Consider the following 24494-nt stretch of genomic DNA (forward strand, 5'->3'; position numbering starts at 1 on the left):
GAATGAGTAATAAAGTTGAAATTTTAATGCATCCAGTAAGAATGAAAATTTGCCAAGTGTTAATGAGAAATAAGGAAAATGGGCTAACACCATTAGAAATGGTAAAAATCATTAAAAATGTACCACAAGCTACACTATATAGACAGCTACAAACTATGGTTGATTCTGGTATCGTCCATGTAATTAAAGAAAAAAAGGTAAAATCTGTTTCTGAAAAATATTACGCAATCAATGAAGAAGATGCAAAAATTGAAGGAAGTGAATGGAAAGGCTTATCTGATGATGAAAAATTAAACTACATTTCCTATTATCAGTTATCACTTATGACACAATATCAAAGTTACCTTAAGAAATTAGAGGAACAAAACAGTCAAGAAGATACTGCTACTTTTTCTGTAGTGGAATTAAAGCTAGATGAAGAACGCTTTGGAAAATTTCAAAGCGAACTTAACGAATTAATGATTAAATACTACAATAGCCAAAATAAAGATGAAATAGAGGCTCCGGTTCGGACCATCGCTATTACAATTATTCCAGAAACGTGAACTCACTCAACATACATAATACAAGCCGATGATTCCTTACCGTAGGAATCATCGGCTATCTTCATTTTGACTTTTGCTGTATGGCTGGCGAAAAAAACGGATCTAGAAACTGAAATGTTTTAAAATCTAGAATTCGAATGTGCTTAAAGTTGCTATCTATATTACATGAATTCTTTTCTCGTGTTAATCTCATACGATCCACACTCTCTCCAAAAACTTTTAAAAAAGAAGCATGGGTAAACTAACAAATATAAATTAGGGATCCACCAAGACATATCAAAATCTAAACGAATTGTCCAAAATGCTAGAGCTTGTAACCCTGAGCAAAAAGTTAAAATTAATGATAGAAATGCAAAGTGGCTCCAAGTATGTTTTTGTTTAGAATGCAAATACAAACTTAAAAATCCCGTTAACGAGATTAACAAATCTAGAGGCAGGAAAGACCAATTCCACGCTACTAAAATAGGATCTTCATAATCTTTAAACAAATATTCTTGCGGAATCATATGAAAAATTGTTATGAGCCAATATATAACAAACCCAAAATCAGTAATAAAGAAAAAATACTTTAATCGATTCAATGTATACGTTCCTCCACCATTTCTTTTTTCTTCGCTTCATGTGCCGTACTATTAAAATTTAATATTACGACTCCAACTAAAATAAAAAGAATTGCTAGTATCTTAATTATATTGATACTTTCTCCAAAATAAATAAAACCAATTGTTGTAATCGTTACAATTCCCATACCTGACCACACCGCATATGCTACGGACATTTCCATCCCTTTTAATGCAAATGACAGAAATGCAAAACTTACTACATAAAATACAAAAATAAGAATGCTTGGTACAAGTTTCGTTAATCCATCAGATAGTTTCATTGCAGTTGTACCTGCTACCTCAAATAAAATTGCTAAGCATAAATAAATCCACTGCACTACTCTCCCACCTTCTATTTCGAATTAGAAATGCCATATAGTAACATGTCCATAATCGATTCAAGCATACTTCCCAATGTATAATCACTCTTTTCAATAAACATAGGATCATATATGCGATTCAGTGCCCCTAAATACACTTCAATAAAAAACGGAATTTGAATTTTTCTTATGCTACCTTCTCTCATTCCCTCTTCTATTAAACCAATTACAGTAGACCAGCCTTCACGTAAAAACTCATCTAATTTTAACCATTGGTAATAATGATGTTTTTTTAGTTCTACTAATAAACGTGCATCCATGAATGTAAATTGTTGTGGAATGCAAATTAAGATGAGTCTTATTTTTTCAACTATTTGTAACGTATCATCTTCAGCGATATTTTTTTCCTTTTCTTGAATACTTTCTATTACATTACGAATAACTTCATCTACTATTTCATCTTTTGAAGAAAAGTGCTCATAGATTGTCCTCTTACTGACAGCTAATTGTTTTGCTAAATCACTAATTGTAAATGTAAACCCCTTCGTTTGAATTTGATGAATGGTTTCTGTTACTATTCTTTGTTTCATAATCCGCCCCCTAAACCTTTGGTACCAATTTAGTTTTTTTGGTACCATTCCATTTTACAATATTTAACACAATGTATACAACTAACATTTCAAATTTTCTTATTTTTAGCTCAAAACAGGTAAACATAAGAGCGTTGAGAATCATACCTGCATATTTAACAATCAAGTGAATGTATAAAATAACACTCATACATGAAAGTTTAACTAAAGTTAAATGCAATTGTATAAGGCTATGTTGGTAAATATTCTTTTTTAGCTTGATGGGGAGAAACGCCGATCTACCTTTCACCTAATTAAAAAAGCGCCCTATAAACAGGGCGCTTTGCTCCAACCTAATGACTAATACTAGCCGTCGGATATAATGTTGTTCCTCCAATTGAAACCTTTATTTCATTTGTTAATGGAACATTTTGTTCATTAATAATGGTTCTCCACCATTCCCATGCAAGACCTGTACATTCTCTTGCTACGATTTTTATATTTTTTGAATTTGGTGGAAGAGGGATTACTGTAGAGTAATGGGCTGTTTTGTCTTTGCCACTACCTTCCCATGTTTTATGTGTTAGTACTTCTTTCCCATTTTGATCAAATGTGAATTCATCCCAAGATACATCAAATTGTGCAACGTAAGCACCGTAATGATCAAGTGTCATTTTTGCACTTGAATATTCTGTAGTTGTCGTCTCGATATAATCTGTATTGTTATGAACAGCAGCAGTTGCATTATCTTTTAAGAACGTGCTTGTATATGAAATTGGATATGCTGGATTTTTAAAACTTAATTCAGCATTATCTTTAATGATATTTCGGATTTCATTGAAATCTTTTGTAACAACCTTGTTATGCTCTTTCGCATCTCCACCTAATACGACAGCAGTAAAGGTACTTTCTTCAAAAATATCTTTGTACTGTCCACTCGTTTCGACGCTGTTATTCTTCAGTAAAGCTTTAAAAGCAGCTTGTACATCTTTACTCTTAGATGTTGTTTCTAATTTTACATAAACCGTTCTACCATAAGCTACATTTGAAACCATAACAGGTGGAGCCGAATTACTTACTCCTTTACGAGTTAGCTCATCAAAAGTAACACTATTATCAAAGAGATCAGATGGATTATTAGGTAGTTCAGCACTTACAGTATAAAATATTTGTTTATATGCCGCCACCATCACTTTCTTTTCTCCATTTGCAACTGCATTAAAGTCAATATTTAGACTGTTATCAAGATATTTAGCATTAACATTAAGAGCACTTGCGATTTGTGATTTACTATAAACCATAGATTCTGTATACTGCATTCTTGCAGGTAACGTATGTGTTGCGGAATACTTTTCATTCCAAGTAGATACTAAATCATCTACTGCTCCAGCTACATTACCATATGTCGGATTTTGGACAGTGATTGTATTTTCTTTTCTCATACCAGGTAAGTCTATACTAATATTCAAAGGCTTTCTCTTAGCCACTAATAAACTCGGTTGATTGTCTGCAAAAGCTTTATTGGCAAGTTGTACAGCTCCTGGATACGTACGATTCGCTACAGAATCAATAATCGAAATATCGACTGGTGACGTTGTAAGTGATTTTTTCTCACGTTCCACTACTACAAATTTACCATTTGAATTGATACTTTCTTTCGGAACAAAACTCTCTATTTTATCACCATTTACAGCTAAAACCTCTTGATTATTATATGTAAGATTCCCTATACCAGTATCAATGCTACTAGCATTTTTATTTATATCATTTGCATGACCGATTTGTGTTTCTGCGAAAGAAATAGATGAATAATTAAGAGTGCATAGACTAACTAATACACATGTAAGGAACTTTCTTTTCTTGGTATTTTTCTTAATGTTCAGAAAAATCACCCCATTCTTTTTTTAGTAAGATATAATAATGATAGATATATGATAGCTAACGAATAAACTTACATAAACGCTTTTAAAAGTTCTTGAACTAAAGGAATTACTCCACCTAAAAATTTTAAAACTGCCATTGCGATTTCCATATTCCTTCCTCCTCTTTGCTGTATTAAGATGTGTTGTATATTTATGCTTTCATTATAATAAGCTTTTACATTTGCATCAATTCATTTTTATATGCAATATTTCATATTAGGGAAAAAGCAACTTTTTCTGTCAGGGTGATGATGCTACCACTCTTCTTGAACATATTTCAATCCTTCTAAAAATATCAGAATTTTCTACTTTTAAGAGGTTATGAACGAAACAACCTCGAATAATTGTAATACATATACATAAGGAGGTTGATCTATTTTGTTTCGTTCTTTTACTAATGGTTGCGTCGCCTTAGTGCAACGCTTCTTGCCAGAACCGTTTATTTTATCATGTTTATTAACTGTTTTCGTTATCTTCTTTGGTATGTTTGCAACGCATCAAACACCTGTGGAAATGATTAATCACTGGGGTAATGGCATTTGGGGACTTCTCGCCTTTTCTATGCAAATGGCACTTGTACTCGTGACAGGATCTGCTTTAGCAAACGCCCCTCTTATTAAAAAAGGATTAACGAAAGCGGCAAGACTACCGAAAACGAATGGACAAGGTATTATTGCCATTTCAATCGTAAGTTTACTAGGGGCGTACATAAACTGGGGATTTGGTATTGTTGTATCTGTTTTATATGCAAAAGAAGTAGCAAGACAGCTGGAAGGATTAGATTATAGACTGGCAATTGCTTCTTCTTACTCTGGATTTCTCATTTGGCATGCGGGGCTTTCTGCTTCTATCCCTCTTACGTTAGCAACAGGCGGAGAAACGTTAATTAAAACGACAGCTGGAAGTATTAAAGAAGCGATTCCAATCACTGAAACGTTATTCTCACCATACGCCCTCGTTCCAGTTATTATCTTTTTAGTTACGATGCCTCTCATTAATAAGGCGATGCATCCAGATGAAAAACATACGATTACAGTAGACCCTAGCGTGTTTCATGAAGAAGCTGCCGCTCAAGAGGTAGGGAAAAATACGTTCGCTGAGAAAATGGAAAATAGTATCATTATTACACTTTGCGTTGGATTGTTAGGTCTCATTTATATTTTCAACTACTTTTATACGAAAGGCTTTAACCTTACGCTAGACATCGTTATTTTTATGTTATTAATTGCTGGACTCGTTTTCCACCGTACTCCGATTCAATATATTCGCGCTTTTTCAGACTCTACGAAAAGCGCTTCTGGCATTCTACTTCAATTTCCGTTTTACGCAGGAATTATGGGGATGATGATTGGAGCAAATAGTGAAGGCCTTTCACTTGGAGGAGCTATTTCGAATTTCTTTATTAGCATTTCAAACGAAACGACTTTCCCGCTCTTTACTTTTTTAAGTGCTGGCATCGTTAATATTTTCGTTCCATCTGGTGGCGGTCAATGGGCTGTGCAAGCACCCATTATGATTCCAGCTGGCGCTGAACTTGGTGTACCTGCTGCAAAAACAGCAATGGCCATTGCGTGGGGCGATGCTTGGACAAATTTAATTCAACCTTTCTGGGCATTACCAGCATTAGCGATAGCTGGTTTAGGTGCTCGTGATATTATGGGATTTTGCGTTGTGAACTTACTATATGCAGGTTTTATCATTAGTCTATGTTTCTTATTTATTTAAACGAAAAGCTAGTTTTATACTAGCTTTTTTACATAATAAATCCTTTATTTCCCACGCAATTTATTATGGTCTTCCACTCTATCTCCGTAAGATGTAATGCCTCAAATGCAAAAAAATCTTCACATACTTTTTCAATTAAATGTGGATTGTTCTTAAGGAAATCCCACTGTAATGCTTTAGGAAGAGAATATGTATCATATTCTTTACTTCCCCTTACTACTTCATCCACTTCTCTTTCACAAATTCCTCTTATCAAGTAGTCATTTCTTAATTGTATTTGAATTTGCTGAAATGTTTCGCTACATTTCTTCAATTGAAGTAAACATGTAATATACGTTCGAAAAAGTTCGTTATCATACCCACAACAGTTTATAATTCGATCGATTTCATTCATAATGTACGAGCCTTTTCTTCTATTTGTAATAACCACTTTTCCCGCTTCTCTCGTTTACTCGTTTTCACAGATTGAAATACTGACCGTTTTATATCGCGAATGCCGCAAAAACGTAAGACACCTCTCTTCATTATAATCCAATCTGCTGATCGATATAATAGTGCGACGTACCATAACGGTGAATCTAGCGTATTAATCACCCACGCCTTCTTCCCTTTCAATAACCCTTTAGGCAGAGCACCTTCATATTTATAAGCAAATCCAGCAACGAAAATACGATCAATAAATCCTTTTAAAATAGCTGGCATCCCCCACCACCATATCGGATAGATGAATAGAAGCATATCCGCTTCTTCTACTAATGTCCTGTACCGAGCTGTTTCTTCTTCATTTACTAAGTCACGTCTTTTCTTCTCTTCATTAAATACAAGGACTGGATCAAATTGCTCCTTATATAAATCAAGTACGGTAACTGAATGATTTGTTTCCTGTAGTCCCTTTTGCACATGATTTAAAATTGCCGCATTAAAACTTGAAGGACTAGGATGAGCATATATAATGAGTACATTCACTACAAAACAACTCCCTCTATAAGTTAAAGTTTCCCCTTCTTTAACATCTTCTCTACAATTTGCACGTTTTTTGAACTCTGTAACAAGCGATGTAGTACCGTTAATAACTCTTCCTTTTCTAACTCTTTTAGTTTCTCTTTCACTGCACTCTCACCAGCACTTTGAATATCATAAACAACTGCCGCCATATGTTTGCAAAGATTCTCATACGGACACTCGCAGCTACTTTCTGTAAAATCTTCAAGATCAATAATCACTTCATAGTCTCCTGCATTTCCAGTAACGAAAGCAAATATTTTCTTGTCTTGTATTTCAACATCTTCTACATGTCCTTCTTCATAATATTCATACCCTTTATCCATAATGTACTTAGGAATCCATTTTGTTATATCATGTAACAAATAAGCGTACATAACAACACCTCTTCCTTTAATTCCCTTTTGACTTCCACAACCTCTGCATGTTATTCTAATAACTGTCAAATAGCAAGTCTATATGACAAAACGACTGACACCTATTCGGCGAAGGTGTCTCTTTTCATTTGCAGCCGATATGAAGTGCCTCTTTCAGGCACATTCAATCTTTGACACTACACACTCAACACCATTCCCTGTATCAGGCTGCTTAAGCAGTCTTTTACTCTACATACTTCAAAAAAAGAGAGCTTAGCTCCCTTTTCTCGCCTTATAAAATACCCCTTTTTCAGTATAGAGATATTCATCAGCTAATGTAATTTTCCCATCCAGTTTCAGTTCATCTAATAGTCTTGATAAATAAAATTGATGTAACATCTTTTTCGTGAATTTTCCTTCATGATGCGAAACGATATGTTCTTGAATATCTAACAATGATATCGGCTTATCTTGCTCTATCATATATTCATAAACTGTACTACGCAGTTTTACGTATTTTTCGAGTGTCACAGTAACGCGCAACCCCTTTCTTCTTAATATAAATTTTCGTAATCGGTTTTTTTGCAATAAAAAAACCTCTCCGATAAGAAGAAGTTACGTATATATCTTCGTCTTATCTCCCAGAACAAATTTGTTCTGCTGGAATTAGCACCTGCATCGCGGTTGCTGGGTTTCATCGGGCCAGTCCCTCCACCTCTCTGGATAAGAAAATATTCACTTAATTCTTACTATACGTAATTTCATTTCAATTGTCAAACAAATATAACAAATTATATTTTCTTCTTTACTGTTCATACTATTACATATATGAGTATGCAAGGAGGATTATGAAATGCACGAAAATGCCCGCGGATATGTCCAAGACTCTTTTCAATCATTACAAGAAGCAAAACAATGTTTAGAAGCAGCATTACAGACTGTTGAAAAAGATTTTAATCGCGCTCGTATTGAGCAATCTCTTTATGCGATCGAACAAGCTATTCAACGCTGCGACTACACCGTTCACATTTTAGAACAAGATTGAAAAAACTTCCCATCATAAGGTGGGAAGCTTTTTCAAATGGCATACTTCATAATTATTGCCGTTATGATTAAAAAATATACAGAATTCACAATTTCTAAAATCCCTACTTTTATAATAGAAATTTTTTTGCCATACAATATAATGGCTCGAATGACACTTGGTATAAAAATAAGGGAGCACCACGGATTAATAGCAAATACGATGACCGTTAACATGATATGATAACCCCAAGATATATAACGATACTTCGGATTATTTTTCTCACGTATCATCGTTTTCACATAAAACGTACTTCCTAAAAAATATAAAAATGAAATAAGCGCAATAAATAATGCTGTTTTATCTATCAATTTCATTGAAAAATAATAACTAACTAAACCACCTATACAGAAAACAATAATTGCACTAACGTCATTTAATAATGCTCTTTCATTTTTTTGACGAGCGTAATACATATTTACTATAAAGAATGGAATCATGACTATTACGAATAAAAGAATGCGCCATTCATATAATAGAGAAATCATCCCAAATATGAACGCAATAATAAAATATACAATTGAAGCATGTAAATACTCTTTTTTCCGTTTTTGTTTTATGTACATAAGAAATGGATACGTAGCTAAATAGATAAAGAACCAAGCTAAAAACAATGGAATATGATACATAGTAGTTTTCCCAAGTATGACACTTAATAGAAATGGTATAATAAGCATCGCCCATGCACCATGTTGCTTCGGAATAACTAACTTCATTAACTATACACCTCCCTTTTGAAAATAATTCTCACCTACTATTATACAAATAATTTTATATAGTAACGGATATATATTGGACTATTTTTTGACAATAAAAAATGCTCCTTACAATATGTAAGAAGCATGAAAGAGGCAAACGAATATGTAAGTCGCGACCCTACCTTATATGAGTATGCTTTTCTATACCATGTTATGCTTATCCAATATGCCATATTTCTTTTTAAATCTTGTAAGAATCGTAATCCAAGACGTACTAAATAATAGTAAGAAAACAACATTCGAAATTGCATGGCTCAAATCGAAATAAAAACTTGCGATATAATACGAAATGACTGTTTCCCACGTTGCCTCTCGTATAAAACCGAGAAGTCCCCAGAAATTCATGATCCAGCCAAATAAAAATCCAACAAACAATCCGTATAGTAGTCTTCCCCATAGCTTTTTCATTAAGAACGTATTACGTAATAATCCAGCTATAAAACCAATCATACCCCATGAAAACATTTGCCACGGCGTCCACGGACCTTGTCCTAAAAAGATATTAGACACAATCGCCGCTGTTGCCCCGATCATAAATCCAGTTTCACTTCCAAACACGATTGCAGAAACGATAATAACAAAAGAAGTCGATTGTACACTCGGTAAAATAGAAAATGGTACGCGGCTAACTGCTGCAATTGCTGCTAACACGGCAACGAGAACAATTTCACGTGAAACAAACGCCTTTCTTTCAAAGCGGATATAGAAAGGTAACATAATAACGACTAATAAAAACAAACTACTTAACATGTAATACCCATCCATGATAAGTGTAGTAAAGAGTAATGTGCCTATTATTACTGCAAAAATACATATTATGAATGCAACATATCGTTTGGACACGCTTCGTACACATCCTCCCACGTTAATGCATATGGCAATTCTTTTCGAATGAATCGATTGATAGATGTTGTATAAAAGAAGTTGCCACTAAAAAATTCTTTCGGTGCATCATTCATAATGACTGCTCCATCAAATAACATCATACATTGATCCACGTATTTCGCTGCAAACTCAATATCATGCGTTGCCATTACAATTGTTGTACCTTCTTTTTGCAGTTTCCTAAATAACTCTCCTACTCTCTCTTTCTTCCATGGATCGAGTCCCTTTGTCGGTTCATCCAGTAATAATAAAGTCGGCTTTGATAATAACGTTGTACATAATGCAAGTAGTTGTTGCTCTCCCCCGCTACAATCATGTGGATGGCGTTCTTTAAGTGCATATAGCCAAAACTTTTTAAGCTGATGTTCTGCTATTTCGTTTCCTTGTTCTCCATATAATTCACGCGCTCGTTCATACACTTCGTCCCACACTGTATCAAATGTAAAATGATAATACGGATGCTGTGATACATACCCAATACTTTTAAATCGTTCTTTCGAATCAACTTTATGTATCACTTTCCCATTCCACTTTACTTTCCCTCTTCTCGCTTTTTGCAATCCAGCTAAAAGCGTTAACAGTGTAGACTTCCCTGTCCCATTCTTTCCAACGAGAGCTACCCATTTTCCTTTTTCAATCGATACTGTTAAATCTCGTAAAATGAGCGGACTATTTTTTTCATATTGGAATGAAATATGCTCGGCACTTAAAATGACTTCTTGCTTTTCACTTTGTGCTATTGGCTCACTTACATATGACATCGCTGAAAAATCATTCATTTTCATTTGCGCTTCTCGCACTGTAAACGGAATATCTTTCGTATTCCACTCTAAAAACAATCTTGGAATTTGCGGAATAAATGGCCGGAACTTTTCTACTTCCCACATATTTGCTACAACCGTTTTCGGACTACCGTCATACACGATTTGGCCGTTACTCATACAAATAACGCGCGTTGCAAGTGGTATTACTTCATCTAAACGATGTTCACTTAAAACGATCGTAATTCCAAGTTCTTCATTAATACGTTTTAACAATCCTAAAAACTCTTTTGCGGCAATTGGATCTAACTGCGCTGTCGGTTCATCTAATAATAATAATTTCGGTTGCATTACTAATACGGCAGCTAAATTAACAAGTTGCTTCTGTCCGCCAGATAACGTATGAACAGATTGATGCAATAAATCTTGAAATCCTAAGAAACTAATGAGCTCTGCTATTCTTTTTTGAATAATATGTGATGGTAATCCAATATTTTCTAAAGAAAACGCTAATTCTTGAATTACTGTATCCATTACGAGTTGATTTTCTGGATTTTGAAATACCATACCAATTTCTTGAGCAGATAACAAATCCGGTACATTTTCTAATAAAGTACCATCATAATATGTATCCCCAGTACGCTTACCGATTGGAAGTAATTCCTTTTTAAAATGTTTTAATAAAGTCGTCTTTCCAGATCCTGATCCTCCAGCAAGTGCAATAAACTCTCCTTTTTGAACAGAAAGAGAAATATGCTGTAACGCTTCTTCGTTTTCATCAGCATATACAAATGATAAATTGTTTATTTCTGCATGCGCCACCATACCCATTCCCTTCCCTCCATTATGATTGGTAAACTAATAAACATCGTAAATACAACAAACATCATCCCATCATATTGCTGAAATAAAATAGATTCGACTTTCGGATAAATGATTAACTTTCCCCCGCCATACGTACTACATATAATAGCAACTATAAATAGAATACTTAAATAACTGAGCGTATACCAATCTCGTTTTTCCATTCTATAGCGAATATATGTCGTACGTTTCGTTACACCAAATCCACGAGCTTGCATAGAATCTGCCGTTTGCAGTGCATCTTCTAATGAACAAATTAATAATACTTGCAATAGTTGCATACCATTTTTCACACGTTCCACAATGGAACCTGCATCTACCTGTACACCTTTCGTCTTTTGGACGAGTGTTATTTTCTGTAATCTTCTCATAAACAAAGGAACAAATCTCACTGTAATCATCGTTAACAATGCTACTTTCGGTGAAATTCTAGAAAACAAATATAAAAATTTATGACTTGAAATAATATCATTATACGAAGCAAACGTAAACATAATCGCCACTAGTAATAACCCCATTACTACTCCAAACATAATTGCCTCAAGTTTAATACGGCTATCACCTAACCAAAATAACGTAGTTCGGCCTCTATGTGTTAATAGCGAATTAAATAAAATGACCATAAAAAAGAAAACGATTGTGCTCGGTAACATCTTTCTTACCTTTTCGCTATTCCCTTGCATCACATTTAAAATAACAATTAATAGTATTGCTCCAATTAAAAAAAGAGGATGAAGACACATCATACATAGTATCATCACCCCGATATAATAGAAAAAATTCACAAAAGGATGTAAAGAAGAAAAACTTATTTTCATAGTCCTTTACCGAATGCCTTTCTTATTTTAATACAAACACCCACTCGATTGTATCGCCTGGTTTTACTGTAACTACACCTGCACTATGGTTTGGAAACGCACCGTTCACACGATATTTCCATCCGCTAGTAGCGGTAATATCTTTTTCATATAAATCATTAATACCTTTTACATAAACTCCATCTTTAGAGCCCATTGCATCCACATCTAATCCTGTACGCTGCAATACTTTATAAACTGTATCGCCTTCTTGTACATCCACCTTTTTTGCACCTAATAAATATCCTTCATTACCTTTTACTGAGATCGTAACTTGTTTTGGTTTTGGTATTACTGGATCTGGCACTGGCGGTACTGGATCTGGTACCGGTGTTGGTGGAGTTGGTACACTATTGTTCTCTTCTGGTTTTTTCTTTTGCTCCTGTTTCGGTGTTTCCTTCGGCTGATTCACAACCTTTGCTTCTTCTTTTACTTCTTGCGCTTTCGGTTGTTGCTCTTGTTGTTTCTCTTGTTGTTTCTCTTCTTGTGCTTTTTGTTGTTCTGGTTGCTTAGTAGCGACAGGCTGTTCCTGCGTTTTTTCTTCTTTCTTTACTTCCGGTTGTGCTTGTGGCTTTTCTTCTTTCGGCTTCTCTTCTACTTTTTGCTCTTGCTTTTCTTTCTGTTCGTCTTGCTTATTTTGCTCTTGTTCAGCTTGTTTTTCCTCCGGTTTTTCTTCCGGCTTCGCTTCATCTTTTTTCTCTTCTTGTTTTGCTACTTCTTCTTGCTTCGGTTCTACTTTCTTCTCAGGCTTTACCGCTGCCTCTTCACATCCGGCAAGTAGCCCAAGTGAAAGCAGTAAAGAAATAAACCATTTCATCTTACTCATGTTGCCTCTCACCTTTCATATTAAAAATTAGGAGCAAATGATTGCTCCTAATTTTTGTTAAGCTGCTTTACGTCTCCATAATACATATGCAGAAGCAATACATAATACACCCATACCTACTTCTGTCGCTGCACTATGAGAAGATGCTCCTGTTTTTGGTAATGTGCTACCGTTTCCGGATTTTTTATTTTTAACCGGTTCGTTATCCACAACAACTTTTAAAGTGTCATCTTTCGTTTCTTGTTGTACTTGTTTTTGTTCTTGTGGCTGTTCAATAACTTCTTTTTCCACCACAACATTTTCTGAATCTACATTTGGTTTTGGATTAATTTCAGTAACAGATTCAGTTGACCAGTCATAAATCGATTTTCCAAGGTCTTTAAACTGAAGTAAAGCTAATAACGCTTGCTCTGTTGCCATTCCGCTACCGGTTTGATCGCCTGGTAACCATTTAAATTCACCATTTGGAAGTTGATATGACAATAGATTTTGCACTGCCTTATGAAGACGGTTTTGATCTACATCTTTCACAAGGGATAATCCAATAATAGCTTGCGCAGCACTATTAGAATTCTCTTGTCCATCAGCAGAGAAACCGCCATTTTCTAGTTGTTCATTATATAAGTATGCGACAGCCTTTTGCACTGCTGGTTTCACATCTGCTCGGTCTTGATAAGGAGCTAATGCTGATAAAACCATACCTGTTACATCAACGCTACTAGCACTATCTTTACTGCTTGCGCTATCATAAGTCCAGCCGCCATCTGTATGTTGCGCGTTTAAAAGTGCATCTACTAAAGCAACTCGATTCCATTTTGAATCTACTGGAATTTCATATTTTTTCGTATCAAATGCAAGTAAAGCAAATGTATAACCTGTAACAGAATTCACTTTATCTGATTCGTACAATTTTTGAACTAAATTATGTTCGCCTACCATTTTTGGGTCTGCATTCATTGCATTCATCATAATAATCGTTCTAGCTAAATCTGTCGCTGAAAAACGATTAACGCGCTTTTCTACCTTTTCAGTTACAGCCTTAACATAATTTAATTTCGCCTCGATTGGTATATTCTTTCCAGAACGAGAAAGACCTAGCGCTACCCAATCACTTTCAATTCCATCTTGTAACATCTTTTCAGACGTCTTAGAGATCGCGTCATTTACTTGTGCTACTGGAATTTGAATGTTCTCTTGCTTTGGTTGTTCTGGTTTTTCTTGTTTTGGATCATCCGTCTTCGGTTCTTCTGGCTTTTCTTGTTTTGGATCATCCGTTTTTGGTTCTTCTGGCTTTTCTTGTTTTGGATCATCCGTCTTTGGTTCTTCTGGTTTCTCTTGCTTTGGATCATCCGTCTTTGGTTCTTCTGGTTTTTCTTGTTTTGGATCATCTGTTTTTGGTTCTTCTACAGTTTTACAAGTACCAAATTTATCTAATGTTTGTTGTAATGTTTCTTGACTCATATTGTTCCAGTCTGAAACAAAGCGGAAAACAACAACATCTCCAGATTTTAATTTATAACTATCCGCTCCAACTTCTGCAGATTTATCATTTACATCATACAGCCAGCCACTTGTAGCCCCGGCCATTAGCCCATCAATGCCTTTTACATACGTTCCAAACGACATCGTTTCAGCTTCTACTTTGTCCCCCATGACTTTTTGTAGCAAGCTTAAAGCTGTTTCCCCATCTTTAATTTGCTCTTCTTTCGGACATAACATAATGCCCTTTTGTGATTCACCAATAATTGCAAGTTTTGCTGTATTTCCTTCAGCAAACGTAATATGTACTGTATTCGCAAAAGAAACAAATACAAGTGTAACTGCCATTAACGACGTAAGCAGCCATTTTTTTAACATTGCCATCCCAAAATTTCCTCCCTTACTACTATTCACACAAAAAAAGGCCCTTCAAGGGCGTGCAATTGACACTCTTTTTTTGTAAGTGTCGAACAAACTGTGCAACACCTCCTACCCGCATCATTCGCGGCTATATTTGTATAGGAAAAATAATTTTGTTCATGAACGTATCATTGTGATAACATTCACTTTTCTAGGCACAACTTACTTCCATTTAAGTTATCGTAAAACGATAAACCTATACATTCTGTTAATTTTAAATTTCTGTATTATTTTACTATTGACAAAGAATTTTGTCCATGCTTTATCGGATTTATTTTCTAAGAATAGTAACTTACTAACCTTTAACGATGCAAACTCTTTTCACTAATAATGACGCCATCTTCATCCACATACACATATTCATCCGGCTTCCATTCTACTTGCCCAAATTGCAATGAAATATTTCGTTCTCCTTTCCCTTCTTTTACACTTCTATTCGGCATTGTCCCTAACGCTAAAATACCTATATTTATATTCTTTAGTTCACTAGAATCACGAACGTATCCATATACAATAATTCCTGCTAGCTTTCTTTCCTCCGCAATAGCTGCCAAATTATCACCGAGTAACGCACAATTCGTAGACGCTCCCCCATCAACAACTAATACCGTTCCTTCTGGTAATGTTTGTAATCCTTCCTTCACTAGTACATTATCATCCTTCACTTTTACCGTTGCAATTTTCCCGTAGAATTTTTCTTTCTTCCCAAAAGACCGAAAAGATTGGCGACATATTTGTAATTTATTTTCAAACTCATCACATAGATCCGTAGTTTTCCACATCTTTTTCCCTCTTTTCCTTTTACTTTCTATTTAACATATTCTTGGATTATTTTCGTTTCCCTGTCTAATGTTGCAAGAATTTGTATGTGCGGGAAAAGGACAGAAAAACTATTGCCTTACGAAGCCACCTTTATTATAATCTATTTCACAGATAAATTTCAGAATATTAAAAATTAATCAAGTGAAAAAGGAGGGATTTTATGCAATTACAAACTGAGGTGAAAAAACAACCTAGTAAACGAAAGTTTAAAATGCCTGACGCGTACGTACTACTATTTTTTATTGCTCTGCTTTGTGCAATAGCTACTTATTTCGTTCCTGCTGGAGAATTTAAAAGAGTTACTAACGGGACTGTTACAACGACAATACCAGGAAGTTACCATTCTGTTCCGCAATCACCGGTAGGGTTTGTTTCTTTTTTTACCGCTATTGAAAAAGGAATGACACTTGCTGCTCCTATCATCTTTTTAATTTTATTTACGGGCGGAGCTATTGCCATTCTTGAAAAAACAGGTGCTCTTGACGGTTTAATCTATCATGTTATTAACAAATTTCGTAATCAGCAATTACTTTTCATATGTATTGTCGCCGCACTCTTTTCCATTCTCGGAACGACTGGCATTATCGTTAACTCAGTTATCGGCTTTATCCCTATCGGCATCATCGTTGCCCGCACATTAAAATGGGACGCTATCGTCGGCGTAGCCATTATTTATTTAGGTACTTATGCTGGTTTTAATGCTACTATATTATCTCCTTCACCTTTAGGCATTTCACAAAAAATTGCAGAACTCCCAATGTTTTCAGGAATTGGTTTACGCACAGCAATTTATATCTCTTTTTTACTTGCTACCATTCTATATATTAATTGGTACGTAAAACGCTTAAAAAAATCGAATAAAGGAAGCATACTCGGCGACAACTGGTTTCCAAGTAATGCTCTTTCAAGTGGAAAAGAGGCACAGAAAACAGAAGTTCCTTGGACAATACGTCATAAATTAATTTTACTCGTTGCAGCTTTATCATTAATTGCATTTTTAATAGGCGCTTTTCGTCTACATTGGACAGACGCAGAAATGACCGCTACTTTTATTTTCATCGCAATTACAGCTGGAATAATAGGTGGTATGAAAGCAAACGATATCGCTTCTACTTTTCTAGCAGGCTGCCAAAATCTCATATACGGTGCTTTGATCGTCGGAATGGCTCGTTGTATTTCAGTCATTTTAGAACAAGGAAAATTACTTGATACAATCGTTAACCAACTCGCACAGTCTCTCGAAGGACAAAGCCCGGTATTTGGCGTTATCGGTATGTATGTAAGTAGTGCCGCATTACATTTCCTTATTTCATCCGGTACAGGTGAATCTGTTATTTTCATTCCGATATTAGCTCCGTTAGCTGATTTCATGCACATTACACGCCAAGTTACAGTACAAGCTGTTATGCTCGGCGAAGGTGTAGTGAACTGCCTCAATCCAACTTCCGGTGTTTTAATGGGCGTTCTCGCAGCGAGCGGCATTTCTTACGGAAAATGGATTCGATTTATGGCTCCTCTTGCATTCATTTGGTTTATTATTGGACTTATTTTTCTTATTGTTGGGGTTAATATTGAGTGGGGACCGTATTAAAACTATGAAACTTTCTCCCTATTATTTCACCGTTATCTTATAATAATGAAAAAAAGGATTGATTATAGTAATCAATCCTTTTCACTTGCATCTCTCAAAGCTAAATCTCTGCAGCTAATAAATTGTACTCATTGTCAAAAGAAGCATGGATTCTATGGCCACCAAATACATCTCCATCATTGTATTCGCAATATATATCATTTTCTCTCATTACAATGTCCATAAGAGTAATAGATTGCTCAAATGTTTCTTTCGTCATATCATATTCTCCTGCATCTACAGCATCCCAATCTAAATGTTCATCATTCTCATCATATTCAGGCCAAAAATCATTTTTATACTCTATTAATTCTTCCGCTATAGCAAGCTTAGCTTTTTTATCAAATTCCTCTAAACATACATAAAGCTTTTCTGCTCTTTTCAGCATTTCATGTACTTGTACACGCTCATTTCTAACATCCAATTCCCAATGTACTTTTCCTTCGTTTTGTTCATATGTATGTAAAGTTTCATTAAAGATAAACATTCCAATTAATTCACTTTTTATTGATTTTTCCATGATTTCATTTCCTTTCTATCTCTGAAAAAGAAACTTTAATTAGTTTGATAGACATGGGACTGAACTCCTAATGCTTTATTTTTATGCTGACTTTTTTCATGAAATAAAACTCAGTTATCAGTCTAAACCATTTTTTAGATTTAACAATAATATGTGTGCATTTGTAAAATTCCAATTAAGTTTGTTAAAAATGAAAAATTCTGAAGTTAGTATTTTATTAAATTTTATTTCAACCCAATAGCATTTTTATCCTTCAAATAGCCCCTTTCATTCTAATTTCTGCATTTCTTTCAGCCGTTCTATATCCTTTTCTGAAGCCTTTTCTATTTTATACAATTCATAGCTACCCTTTATCTCATTTATCACTACAAATTCGATTTCATTCCGAACATAGCTTTTCGTTTTTCCTTTTTTATAACCAATAACATTATCTAATATAGTTTCCCCACTATCTTTTTTATATAAATTATAGCTAACAGGTGGACGACCAATTACATACTTATTATCAGAAAATCCGACTATATCATCCCTTCCTAATCCTGTCGAAGCACTCCAGACAAACATAATCTGAAATATAGAATAAACAACAATACCGCATAAGAAAAAAAATAGGATTGATTTAAAAAATAACTTTACAGGCATGCTTCTCAAAAGACATTCCCTCCAATTTCACCTCAGGATAGCAAGAACAATACGTGAATTTTGTATGCTAAGGCACCAAAGTTTTTATAATGTTCCACAGCTAGTTTAAATAGTGCATCCTTACCTCAAAAACTATCGTAGAGAGTAGCTCGGCTTATGACCTTTCTCCCAAAATAAATACATAGCTTTATTTAAAGCTTGCTCTTTATTAAAACTAATCTTTCTACCCATTAACCACACCCCCGTATTATATATTTTAGTATAAATATTTTGGAACGATAAGCCCGCAAAATATTTTAAAATTAATTCTTCCGTTAGAGGGCGCTTTAAAGGTTTATATAACTGTATTAATAATAATCAAAAACACTTGAAGTTGACGTTGGGTCATTTTATATACTGTTAAGTAGCTACTATTTCGCAATTTCATAAAAGAAATTAGAAAAATAGGAGGTTTTCATATGAAACAGGGCGATATTATTATTTATGGATGTGTCATTATAGGTGCAGGTATTGGACTGCTACTGGATCATGGATTTCCTGGTGCACTAATTGGATTAGGAGCAGGCTACTTACTTAAAAATCTTCTTAGTAAAGAAGGTTAGAAGCGAAATAAGAAAATAATCGTTAAAGATAAAATCTTAACGTACAGAAAGGTAGGTTTATCAGTTGATACACATTAATAAAGTTGCAGAACTGACAGGCGTTACAGTAAGAACACTGCGTTATTACGATAAAATCGGATTATTAAAACCAGCATCCAAAACAGAGGGTGGCCATCGTTTATATACAAATGAAGAAATAAAAAAACTTCAGCAAGTTCAATTTTTAAAAAAGGTTGGATTTCCGTTACAAGAGATTAAACATATGCTCGACTTCAATGAGTGGGATTGGTCGGATAGTTTAAAGAGCCAATTATCTTATGTAATAAATGAGCAGGAACATTTAAAGAAAATAGAATTATCCTTACGAGAAATGATAAATGGAATTGCGTTAGAGGGAGAAGAAAGCTGGATCGCGATTCAAAAAATCATGCAATTATCCAGCAAAGATAAAGAAATACAACAGTATTATCGCGAATCTATATTTAAAGAAAAAGAAATAAAACTATTAGAAAAGGTTCCTAAGATGGCAAGTGACTGTTCTGATTCACTCGAATGGATTGCTCTCATCGGCCAGTTAAAGCGTTATATGAAGGATGGCCCAAAAGCAACGAAAGTTCAAAATATCATAAGACGAATGGAGGAAAAACGCTTAGAAGAATTTGAAGGTGAGGATGAATTTCTAAATAAGCTTTGGGAGATAAGGATGGCTCCCGAACAATCAGAGAAACTTAGTTTATATCCAATCGATCAAGATGTGCTTCAGTTTATGAACGAGGCATATGCCATTTTTATGACTAAAAAAAATAATCCTGAGCCGGAATAAGGGGGAAAGCACAATGGGTACAGAGCAACTTCTCCTAATAGGCGGATTAGCTATATTAGACACGCTAAGCCCTACTACAATAGGAGTAACAATATATCTACTTTTAACAGATAAAGAACGTCTCACGAAACGTTTATTCGTTTATTTATTGACGGTAGCAGGATTTTATTTTGCTGTTGGCGTTTCACTCATGTTAGGATTAGATTTTTTGTTTAAGTTTATTTCTGGCTTATTTCAAAACCGAATCGTAAGCTGGTCGTTCTTCATTATTGGTGTCATATTATTCATTGCAAGCTTCTATATTCCACCAAAGAAAAATTCAGAGATCCCCTCACCAAAATCAAAAAGCATTTTTTCAATGATCGCGCTAGGATTCACTACTACATTAATTGAAGTGGGTACTGCATTTCCTTATTTTGCGGCAATTGGTATACTTACTACTTCTAATCTATCCTTGATACAATGGTCTTCTATTTTAGCGGGATACAACTTGATCATGGTACTGCCCTCTCTCCTGCTGTTTCTCTTCTATCTCCTATTTGGTCGGTGGATGCAAAAACCTCTCGAGAGGCTTCGAATGAAAATTGCTAATAGTACAGGATCAGCCCTATCATGGATTATGTGTATAGTTGGCTTCCTCCTAATATTAAATAGCCTGGATTATTTATAGGGTATTTATAGAACCTACACTCAGGGGAATATGTTTGAAACTACAGAAGTACTTACACCTACCATTCCCCCACACCAGTTTGTCTTTTACAGGCAGTTACTCTCCCTTCCATCTTCCTCATATTCACTTAATTTTGATGTAAGAGTCCTACTACCTGGGATAAAATATGATGCCATCCAATTCACAATTATTTCTTCCAACTCTGGATGAAGTGGCTTTCTTGCTCCTTCTTCATAATTCTTTTTAAAATCTAATGCTTTAAACTCACCTTCAAAAACTTTCAAACTATGATCCATATTTTTTATTACATATACTTCAGAATCACCTTTCACATAATCACTGATCCGCTTAGCTCTTTCAGGGTCAGCCTGAATATCTTTATCACCAGCGATAGCTAGCACTGGACATGTTACTTGTTGTAAGTCTTTATAAATGTCATGCTGAAAATGCTCTCTAAACCATTTTGCGTTCATCGGTTTAAAACCAACTTTAATCGTATCTTTTTCTGTATTCATCATTTTCTCTTTTATTTTTTCCATCTGCTTTTCTCCACGTTTCTCCACATTGAGAAGGCGCATTAGTTTTCCCTTTATTCCTTTTTGTTCTTTTAATTCTTTATAAGCAATTTCTCTTTGTCTTTTCGTAGCCTCTTCTAATGATTCCGCAGCTCCTGTAAGAAGGATAAGCCCATTTACTGGTGTTCTTGCGTTTACTACAGTTGCCAACATACATCCTTCACTATGACCAGCCAAAATGATATTTTCTGGATCAACAAATGGTTGTTCTTTTAAATACGTAATCGTAGACTCTATATCACTAACTAAATCCCACATTCCAGTCTTCAGAAATTCTCCGTCACTCTTTCCTACTCCGCGTTTATCAAAGCGGAGCGTCACTACCCCAAGTCTCGCCATTACATGCGCTAAATCTTTATATATGTTCGCCTCAAGCTTTAGCGGTACGATTGTTCCATCACGGTCAATTTCTCCAGATCCCGCGATAATGACAACAGCCGCATACTTCCCATCAGCTTTCGGTTTAGTGAGTGTACCTTGCAAAGTAAACTCACTATTGATCGCTACTTCATATTCATCAAAAGTCATCATTTTGTCCCCCTATTCTTTTATATCCAATTTAAATTTCAAACTCGTTATTATATTTTTATACTCTCTTACATCTTTCATTGGAGCAAAAACTGGATTCTCTGCAATACTTTGTAACATGCTTCGCTTTATAATCTCTTCATTTCTAACTGTTTTAGCGCCGAGCGGAAACTCTGCAAACCATCCGTCAATCGCATCAAAATAGGAATCACCGTGTAAATGTAGACTATTTACTGTAAAGCTCGCCGCACAAATCGCTGCATATTTCCGTAACATTTCTAATGCTCTTTCAAAATTGCCTTGCATACAATATACTTGCGCAGCAGCATAGTATACTTTTAAAGTCATATTAGGATGTAATGTTTCTATTTCATATATATTTATTAACATAAAAGCTCTATTCAAAATCACCTCTACTTTTTCAACGCTTGAGGCATTTACTACTACATAATTCGGTATTGTCGCAACGAGTTGTATTAAATGTTGGTACATACTAATTTGCATTATTTCATTCGCCTTTTTAGTATTTCCAAGCATTTGATACGCCTGTGCGATTAAATCTTCCTCTGGAACGTTAGGACGTATCGTTTCACCAAGCAATTGCAATACTTCATTCGGTTTATTGAGTATAAGATAGCAAGTTGCCTGAAACGATACCGCCTCTTTTACAAGAGAAACATCATCACTTTCTTCCTGAACCCTGCTAAAGAGATACATTGCTTCTTCTAACATTTCAATTCTTCTATCCGTGTCCCCCGTTAACATGTGATGATTAATAAAAAGTATTCCTATTTGATTTAATAATGGAAAACAAGAATAATATTTTTTAATTATTTCTCTGCACTCCATCATTACTTCATCAAATGGTTTTTCACTAAAAGCTTCCGCTAGTCTATGATATAAATCCTTAATATCTTCCTGTTCCATTTGCGGTGTATAACAGATTAGTTCGTCTATACTTATATTAAAGTACGATGCTAGCAGTGGTAAAAATGTAATATCCGGATAACTCTGCCCCGTCTCCCATTTGGAAACAGACGCCTTCGTAATACCGATATACGCCGCTAACTCTTCCTGCGTAATCCCCTTTTCTTTTCTCTTATCCGCAATTATTTTATGAATGTTTATCTCCTTCACATCATCACCTCATACTTTTATTATATGCTTTTATTTCACACAAAATATGGATTTAAAGTTGACTTTCGTTAACAAAATCAACTGTTAGGAAACATGTCTCTAAAATCAAAGGCAGGGACATATTTGATATGTCCCTGCCTTTTTATTGTGGGGTACCGATACATAGCCATCTAGCTAAGATTTTGAAGTACTGCAAAATCAAACATTTCATCTCACCATAGTTTTCTATGAGATTCCAGTGAACAGCTTATTTACATAACTTTCGTTATTGGAAGTTGGATAACTTTGCCCATCCCCCGAAAAAGGGGAATAATACAGGTTTGACTATTTCTATCTTTTTTATTAACTTTAAATTTATTTAAATAAATCGTTTTAAATATTCGCCAAATATTTTATTCATAACTTTGGGGGTGTTTTCTAAATAAACATTAATTTGTTCAATGTTCGATTCAAATTTATCAGAGCTACTTTCATCTGTTGGAAAATCAGATATTCCTTTTATAATAATACACTCAACATCATTCTTCTTACAGATATAAGCAATTGCGCCCGCTTCTGTATCGGCTATTATTATTTTGTTTTCTTTAAGTTCTAAATAGTCCTTCCACATAACTACTGCTTTATCAGCGGTGCCAATTGTTCCAGTATAAAATTCATTTCCATATTTCGATAAATCAATATCGACTATGAAGGATTGTTTAATAAAAGGCTCAATTTCTTTTACTGTACAATCATATTGAACAGCTTTATCGGGTACAAAAATATCCAAATTATTGAACTTATTATCTATTCCTGCACATGTTCCAACAACGATTACTTTAGTTAAATTAAATTTGGAAATCATATACTGATTACCACCAACACCATTTACTTTTCTTACACCGGTACTATAAAAAACAAGTTTAGTATTATTAATTGTTCTCATGAAATACTCGCCATAAGGATAACCAAAACATTCGCTGTCTTTTATGCTAAAGTATTCCAATGTCGCTTCATATTCCCACTTGGTTGCTATACTTATTCCTATCATCGACTTATCACCCTACAATATTCTAAATTAAGCTCAATACCTTCCATAGCTTTATTCCCCTTTTTTTTTGGGAGGAATGGGCAAAGAAACTCATATAGCATTATTCTTTTTTTGATTTATAAAGTCCTTTTCTTATTGAACTATCTTTCCAGTTAGTCGAATAAGAACTATCTCATTTTTCGGGTGAATATCGTATACATGTAAAGTTAACATAACGTCTCATTATCAGTAGCAATGAAAAAAGGATAACCCTGCTCTCACAAGAGAATCTTCTTTTTTAGTTCTATAAATCTATACATTTTTTATACATTACTATCCTAACGCGGTTTTAGTGTTCGTGTATGTTACTGGATTAGCAAAAAAAACTGTATAACATCTTGCAAACTCTTAGCGTAAGATTCCCCCAAAATATTGGACCCCAATACGTGCTTTCTTATGGGTATTTCTTGCCCCCATTAAACAATCTTCTGTCACTTGTCTATCTTTAAGGGTAACGCACCGAGCCTTTGTCCTCCTCCCAAATCCAAACAAATGATTCAT

At 34.7% G+C, this 24494-nt stretch carries 27 protein-coding genes, 1 pseudogene and 1 riboswitch; of the genes and pseudogenes, 7 read left to right on the forward strand and 21 right to left on the reverse strand.

The features are described 5' to 3' along the window. Positions 1-2 precede the first annotated feature (2 nt). Positions 3-545, forward strand: coding sequence for a transcriptional regulator (locus tag ACTFR9_RS08535; RefSeq protein WP_000066859.1), 543 nt, complete (start codon positions 3-5; stop codon positions 543-545). A 161-nt stretch (positions 546-706) separates the two neighbouring features. On the opposite strand, the gene ACTFR9_RS08540 is transcribed toward ACTFR9_RS08535, so the two are convergent. The 4 genes from ACTFR9_RS08540 to alo all read right to left on the reverse strand — a co-directional run bounded on the left by ACTFR9_RS08540 (position 707) and on the right by alo (position 3928). Then, positions 707-1126 carry a DUF5360 family protein gene (locus ACTFR9_RS08540; protein ID WP_001080894.1) on the reverse strand — a complete coding sequence of 140 codons (420 nt, stop codon included), beginning with the start codon at positions 1124-1126 and terminating at the stop codon, positions 707-709. Then, complete coding sequence (locus tag ACTFR9_RS08545) at positions 1123-1485, reverse strand: DMT family transporter (protein ID WP_001198606.1); 363 nt, start codon at positions 1483-1485, stop codon at positions 1123-1125. The genes ACTFR9_RS08540 and ACTFR9_RS08545 overlap by 4 nt, the downstream gene beginning before the upstream one ends. A 14-nt stretch (positions 1486-1499) precedes the next feature. Further along, positions 1500-2057 carry a TetR/AcrR family transcriptional regulator gene (locus ACTFR9_RS08550; protein ID WP_000813654.1) on the reverse strand — a complete coding sequence of 186 codons (558 nt, stop codon included), beginning with the start codon at positions 2055-2057 and terminating at the stop codon, positions 1500-1502. A gap of 332 nt (positions 2058-2389) precedes the next feature. After that, entirely contained in the window at positions 2390-3928 is a 1539-nt protein-coding gene (alo, locus tag ACTFR9_RS08555) for an anthrolysin O/cereolysin O family cholesterol-dependent cytolysin Alo (RefSeq protein WP_000576713.1), read from the reverse strand. Positions 3929-4336: 408 nt separating this feature from the next. Between alo and ACTFR9_RS08560 the strand changes: the two genes are divergently transcribed. Then, a complete protein-coding gene (locus tag ACTFR9_RS08560) occupies positions 4337-5683 on the forward strand; it encodes a short-chain fatty acid transporter (protein WP_000490018.1) in 1347 nt (448 codons plus the stop codon). Positions 5684-5711: 28 nt separating this feature from the next. Here ACTFR9_RS08560 and ACTFR9_RS08565 read toward each other — a convergent pair whose 3' ends face one another. The 4 genes from ACTFR9_RS08565 to ACTFR9_RS08580 form a co-directional block, all read right to left on the reverse strand. After that, positions 5712-6077, reverse strand: a complete 366-nt coding sequence (locus ACTFR9_RS08565) for a hypothetical protein (RefSeq protein WP_001002309.1) — start codon at positions 6075-6077, stop codon at positions 5712-5714. Next, complete coding sequence (locus ACTFR9_RS08570) at positions 6074-6649, reverse strand: NAD(P)H-dependent oxidoreductase (RefSeq protein WP_001101584.1); 576 nt, start codon at positions 6647-6649, stop codon at positions 6074-6076. The genes ACTFR9_RS08565 and ACTFR9_RS08570 overlap by 4 nt, the downstream gene beginning before the upstream one ends. A 23-nt stretch (positions 6650-6672) precedes the next feature. Beyond that, complete coding sequence (locus ACTFR9_RS08575; protein ID WP_000271503.1) at positions 6673-7062, reverse strand: SWIM zinc finger family protein; 390 nt, start codon at positions 7060-7062, stop codon at positions 6673-6675. A 252-nt stretch (positions 7063-7314) separates the two neighbouring features. Continuing rightward, positions 7315-7572 (reverse strand): hypothetical protein, encoded by a 258-nt coding sequence (locus tag ACTFR9_RS08580; protein ID WP_000171478.1) that lies wholly within the window; start codon positions 7570-7572, stop codon positions 7315-7317. Positions 7573-7672: 100 nt separating this feature from the next. After that, positions 7673-7771: riboswitch (SAM riboswitch) on the reverse strand. A gap of 123 nt (positions 7772-7894) precedes the next feature. Here ACTFR9_RS08580 and ACTFR9_RS08585 point away from each other — a divergent pair. Further along, positions 7895-8086: a hypothetical protein gene (locus ACTFR9_RS08585; RefSeq protein WP_000545001.1), complete on the forward strand. Its 192-nt coding sequence runs from the start codon at positions 7895-7897 to the stop codon at positions 8084-8086. A 32-nt stretch (positions 8087-8118) separates the two neighbouring features. Here the strand turns inward: ACTFR9_RS08585 and ACTFR9_RS08590 are convergent, their stop codons facing one another. The 7 genes from ACTFR9_RS08590 to rraA all read right to left on the reverse strand — a co-directional run bounded on the left by ACTFR9_RS08590 (position 8119) and on the right by rraA (position 15757). Further along, positions 8119-8841, reverse strand: a complete 723-nt coding sequence (locus ACTFR9_RS08590) for a YwiC-like family protein (RefSeq protein ID WP_076856319.1) — start codon at positions 8839-8841, stop codon at positions 8119-8121. 183 nt (positions 8842-9024) lie between these two features. Continuing rightward, complete coding sequence (locus ACTFR9_RS08595) at positions 9025-9726, reverse strand: ECF transporter S component (RefSeq protein WP_076856320.1); 702 nt, start codon at positions 9724-9726, stop codon at positions 9025-9027. Further along, positions 9699-11360, reverse strand: coding sequence for an ABC transporter ATP-binding protein (locus ACTFR9_RS08600; RefSeq protein WP_061130528.1), 1662 nt, complete (start codon positions 11358-11360; stop codon positions 9699-9701). Before ACTFR9_RS08600 ends, ACTFR9_RS08595 begins: the two co-directional genes overlap by 28 nt. After that, on the reverse strand, positions 11333-12211 hold the full coding sequence (locus tag ACTFR9_RS08605; RefSeq protein ID WP_076856321.1) for an energy-coupling factor transporter transmembrane component T: 879 nt from the start codon (positions 12209-12211) through the stop codon (positions 11333-11335). The genes ACTFR9_RS08600 and ACTFR9_RS08605 overlap by 28 nt, the downstream gene beginning before the upstream one ends. 22 nt (positions 12212-12233) lie before the next feature. Continuing rightward, positions 12234-13076 carry a DUF4430 domain-containing protein gene (locus tag ACTFR9_RS08610; RefSeq protein ID WP_000041425.1) on the reverse strand — a complete coding sequence of 281 codons (843 nt, stop codon included), beginning with the start codon at positions 13074-13076 and terminating at the stop codon, positions 12234-12236. Between the two features lie 57 nt (positions 13077-13133). Then, positions 13134-14939: a DUF4430 domain-containing protein gene (locus ACTFR9_RS08615; protein ID WP_229136754.1), complete on the reverse strand. Its 1806-nt coding sequence runs from the start codon at positions 14937-14939 to the stop codon at positions 13134-13136. A 338-nt stretch (positions 14940-15277) separates the two neighbouring features. Further along, entirely contained in the window at positions 15278-15757 is a 480-nt protein-coding gene (gene rraA / locus ACTFR9_RS08620; protein ID WP_095842788.1) for a ribonuclease E activity regulator RraA, read from the reverse strand. A 200-nt stretch (positions 15758-15957) separates the two neighbouring features. Here rraA and ACTFR9_RS08625 point away from each other — a divergent pair, with 200 nt between their 5' ends. After that, the gene (locus tag ACTFR9_RS08625) at positions 15958-17388 is read left to right on the forward strand and encodes a YfcC family protein (RefSeq protein ID WP_001176951.1); all 1431 of its coding nucleotides are present in this window, start codon (positions 15958-15960) and stop codon (positions 17386-17388) included. Positions 17389-17488: 100 nt separating this feature from the next. Here the strand turns inward: ACTFR9_RS08625 and ACTFR9_RS08630 are convergent, their stop codons facing one another. From ACTFR9_RS08630 to ACTFR9_RS08640, 3 genes and pseudogenes are all read right to left on the reverse strand, one after another. Next, a complete protein-coding gene (locus ACTFR9_RS08630; RefSeq protein ID WP_000415687.1) occupies positions 17489-17947 on the reverse strand; it encodes a DUF2262 domain-containing protein in 459 nt (152 codons plus the stop codon). Positions 17948-18214: 267 nt separating this feature from the next. Then, positions 18215-18589, reverse strand: a complete 375-nt coding sequence (locus ACTFR9_RS08635) for a hypothetical protein (RefSeq protein ID WP_012644490.1) — start codon at positions 18587-18589, stop codon at positions 18215-18217. 128 nt (positions 18590-18717) lie between these two features. Continuing rightward, positions 18718-18820: pseudogene (locus ACTFR9_RS08640) on the reverse strand (TetR/AcrR family transcriptional regulator); the annotation flags it as partial. Between the two features lie 227 nt (positions 18821-19047). On the opposite strand from ACTFR9_RS08640, the gene ACTFR9_RS08645 reads away from it, so the two are divergent. The 3 genes from ACTFR9_RS08645 (at position 19048) to ACTFR9_RS08655 (ending at position 20684) form a co-directional block, all read left to right on the forward strand. Then, the gene (locus tag ACTFR9_RS08645; protein WP_000808927.1) at positions 19048-19191 is read left to right on the forward strand and encodes a hypothetical protein; all 144 of its coding nucleotides are present in this window, start codon (positions 19048-19050) and stop codon (positions 19189-19191) included. A gap of 64 nt (positions 19192-19255) precedes the next feature. Next, on the forward strand, positions 19256-20014 hold the full coding sequence (locus ACTFR9_RS08650; RefSeq protein ID WP_000581351.1) for a MerR family transcriptional regulator: 759 nt from the start codon (positions 19256-19258) through the stop codon (positions 20012-20014). A gap of 13 nt (positions 20015-20027) precedes the next feature. Continuing rightward, on the forward strand, positions 20028-20684 hold the full coding sequence (locus ACTFR9_RS08655) for a GAP family protein (protein ID WP_000536412.1): 657 nt from the start codon (positions 20028-20030) through the stop codon (positions 20682-20684). Positions 20685-20770: 86 nt separating this feature from the next. Here the strand turns inward: ACTFR9_RS08655 and ACTFR9_RS08660 are convergent, their stop codons facing one another. The 3 genes from ACTFR9_RS08660 to ACTFR9_RS08670 all read right to left on the reverse strand — a co-directional run bounded on the left by ACTFR9_RS08660 (position 20771) and on the right by ACTFR9_RS08670 (position 23954). After that, positions 20771-21787 (reverse strand): alpha/beta hydrolase family protein, encoded by a 1017-nt coding sequence (locus ACTFR9_RS08660; protein WP_000141802.1) that lies wholly within the window; start codon positions 21785-21787, stop codon positions 20771-20773. Positions 21788-21799: 12 nt separating this feature from the next. Continuing rightward, positions 21800-22924, reverse strand: coding sequence for a helix-turn-helix domain-containing protein (locus ACTFR9_RS08665; RefSeq protein WP_229136755.1), 1125 nt, complete (start codon positions 22922-22924; stop codon positions 21800-21802). A gap of 358 nt (positions 22925-23282) precedes the next feature. After that, a complete protein-coding gene (locus ACTFR9_RS08670) occupies positions 23283-23954 on the reverse strand; it encodes a 5'-methylthioadenosine/S-adenosylhomocysteine nucleosidase family protein (protein ID WP_000579420.1) in 672 nt (223 codons plus the stop codon). Positions 23955-24494: the final 540 nt, after the last annotated feature.

This window comes from Bacillus cereus group sp. MYBK222-1 (genome assembly GCF_051916425.1).
Lineage (GTDB): Bacteria > Bacillota > Bacilli > Bacillales > Bacillaceae_G > Bacillus_A > Bacillus_A paranthracis.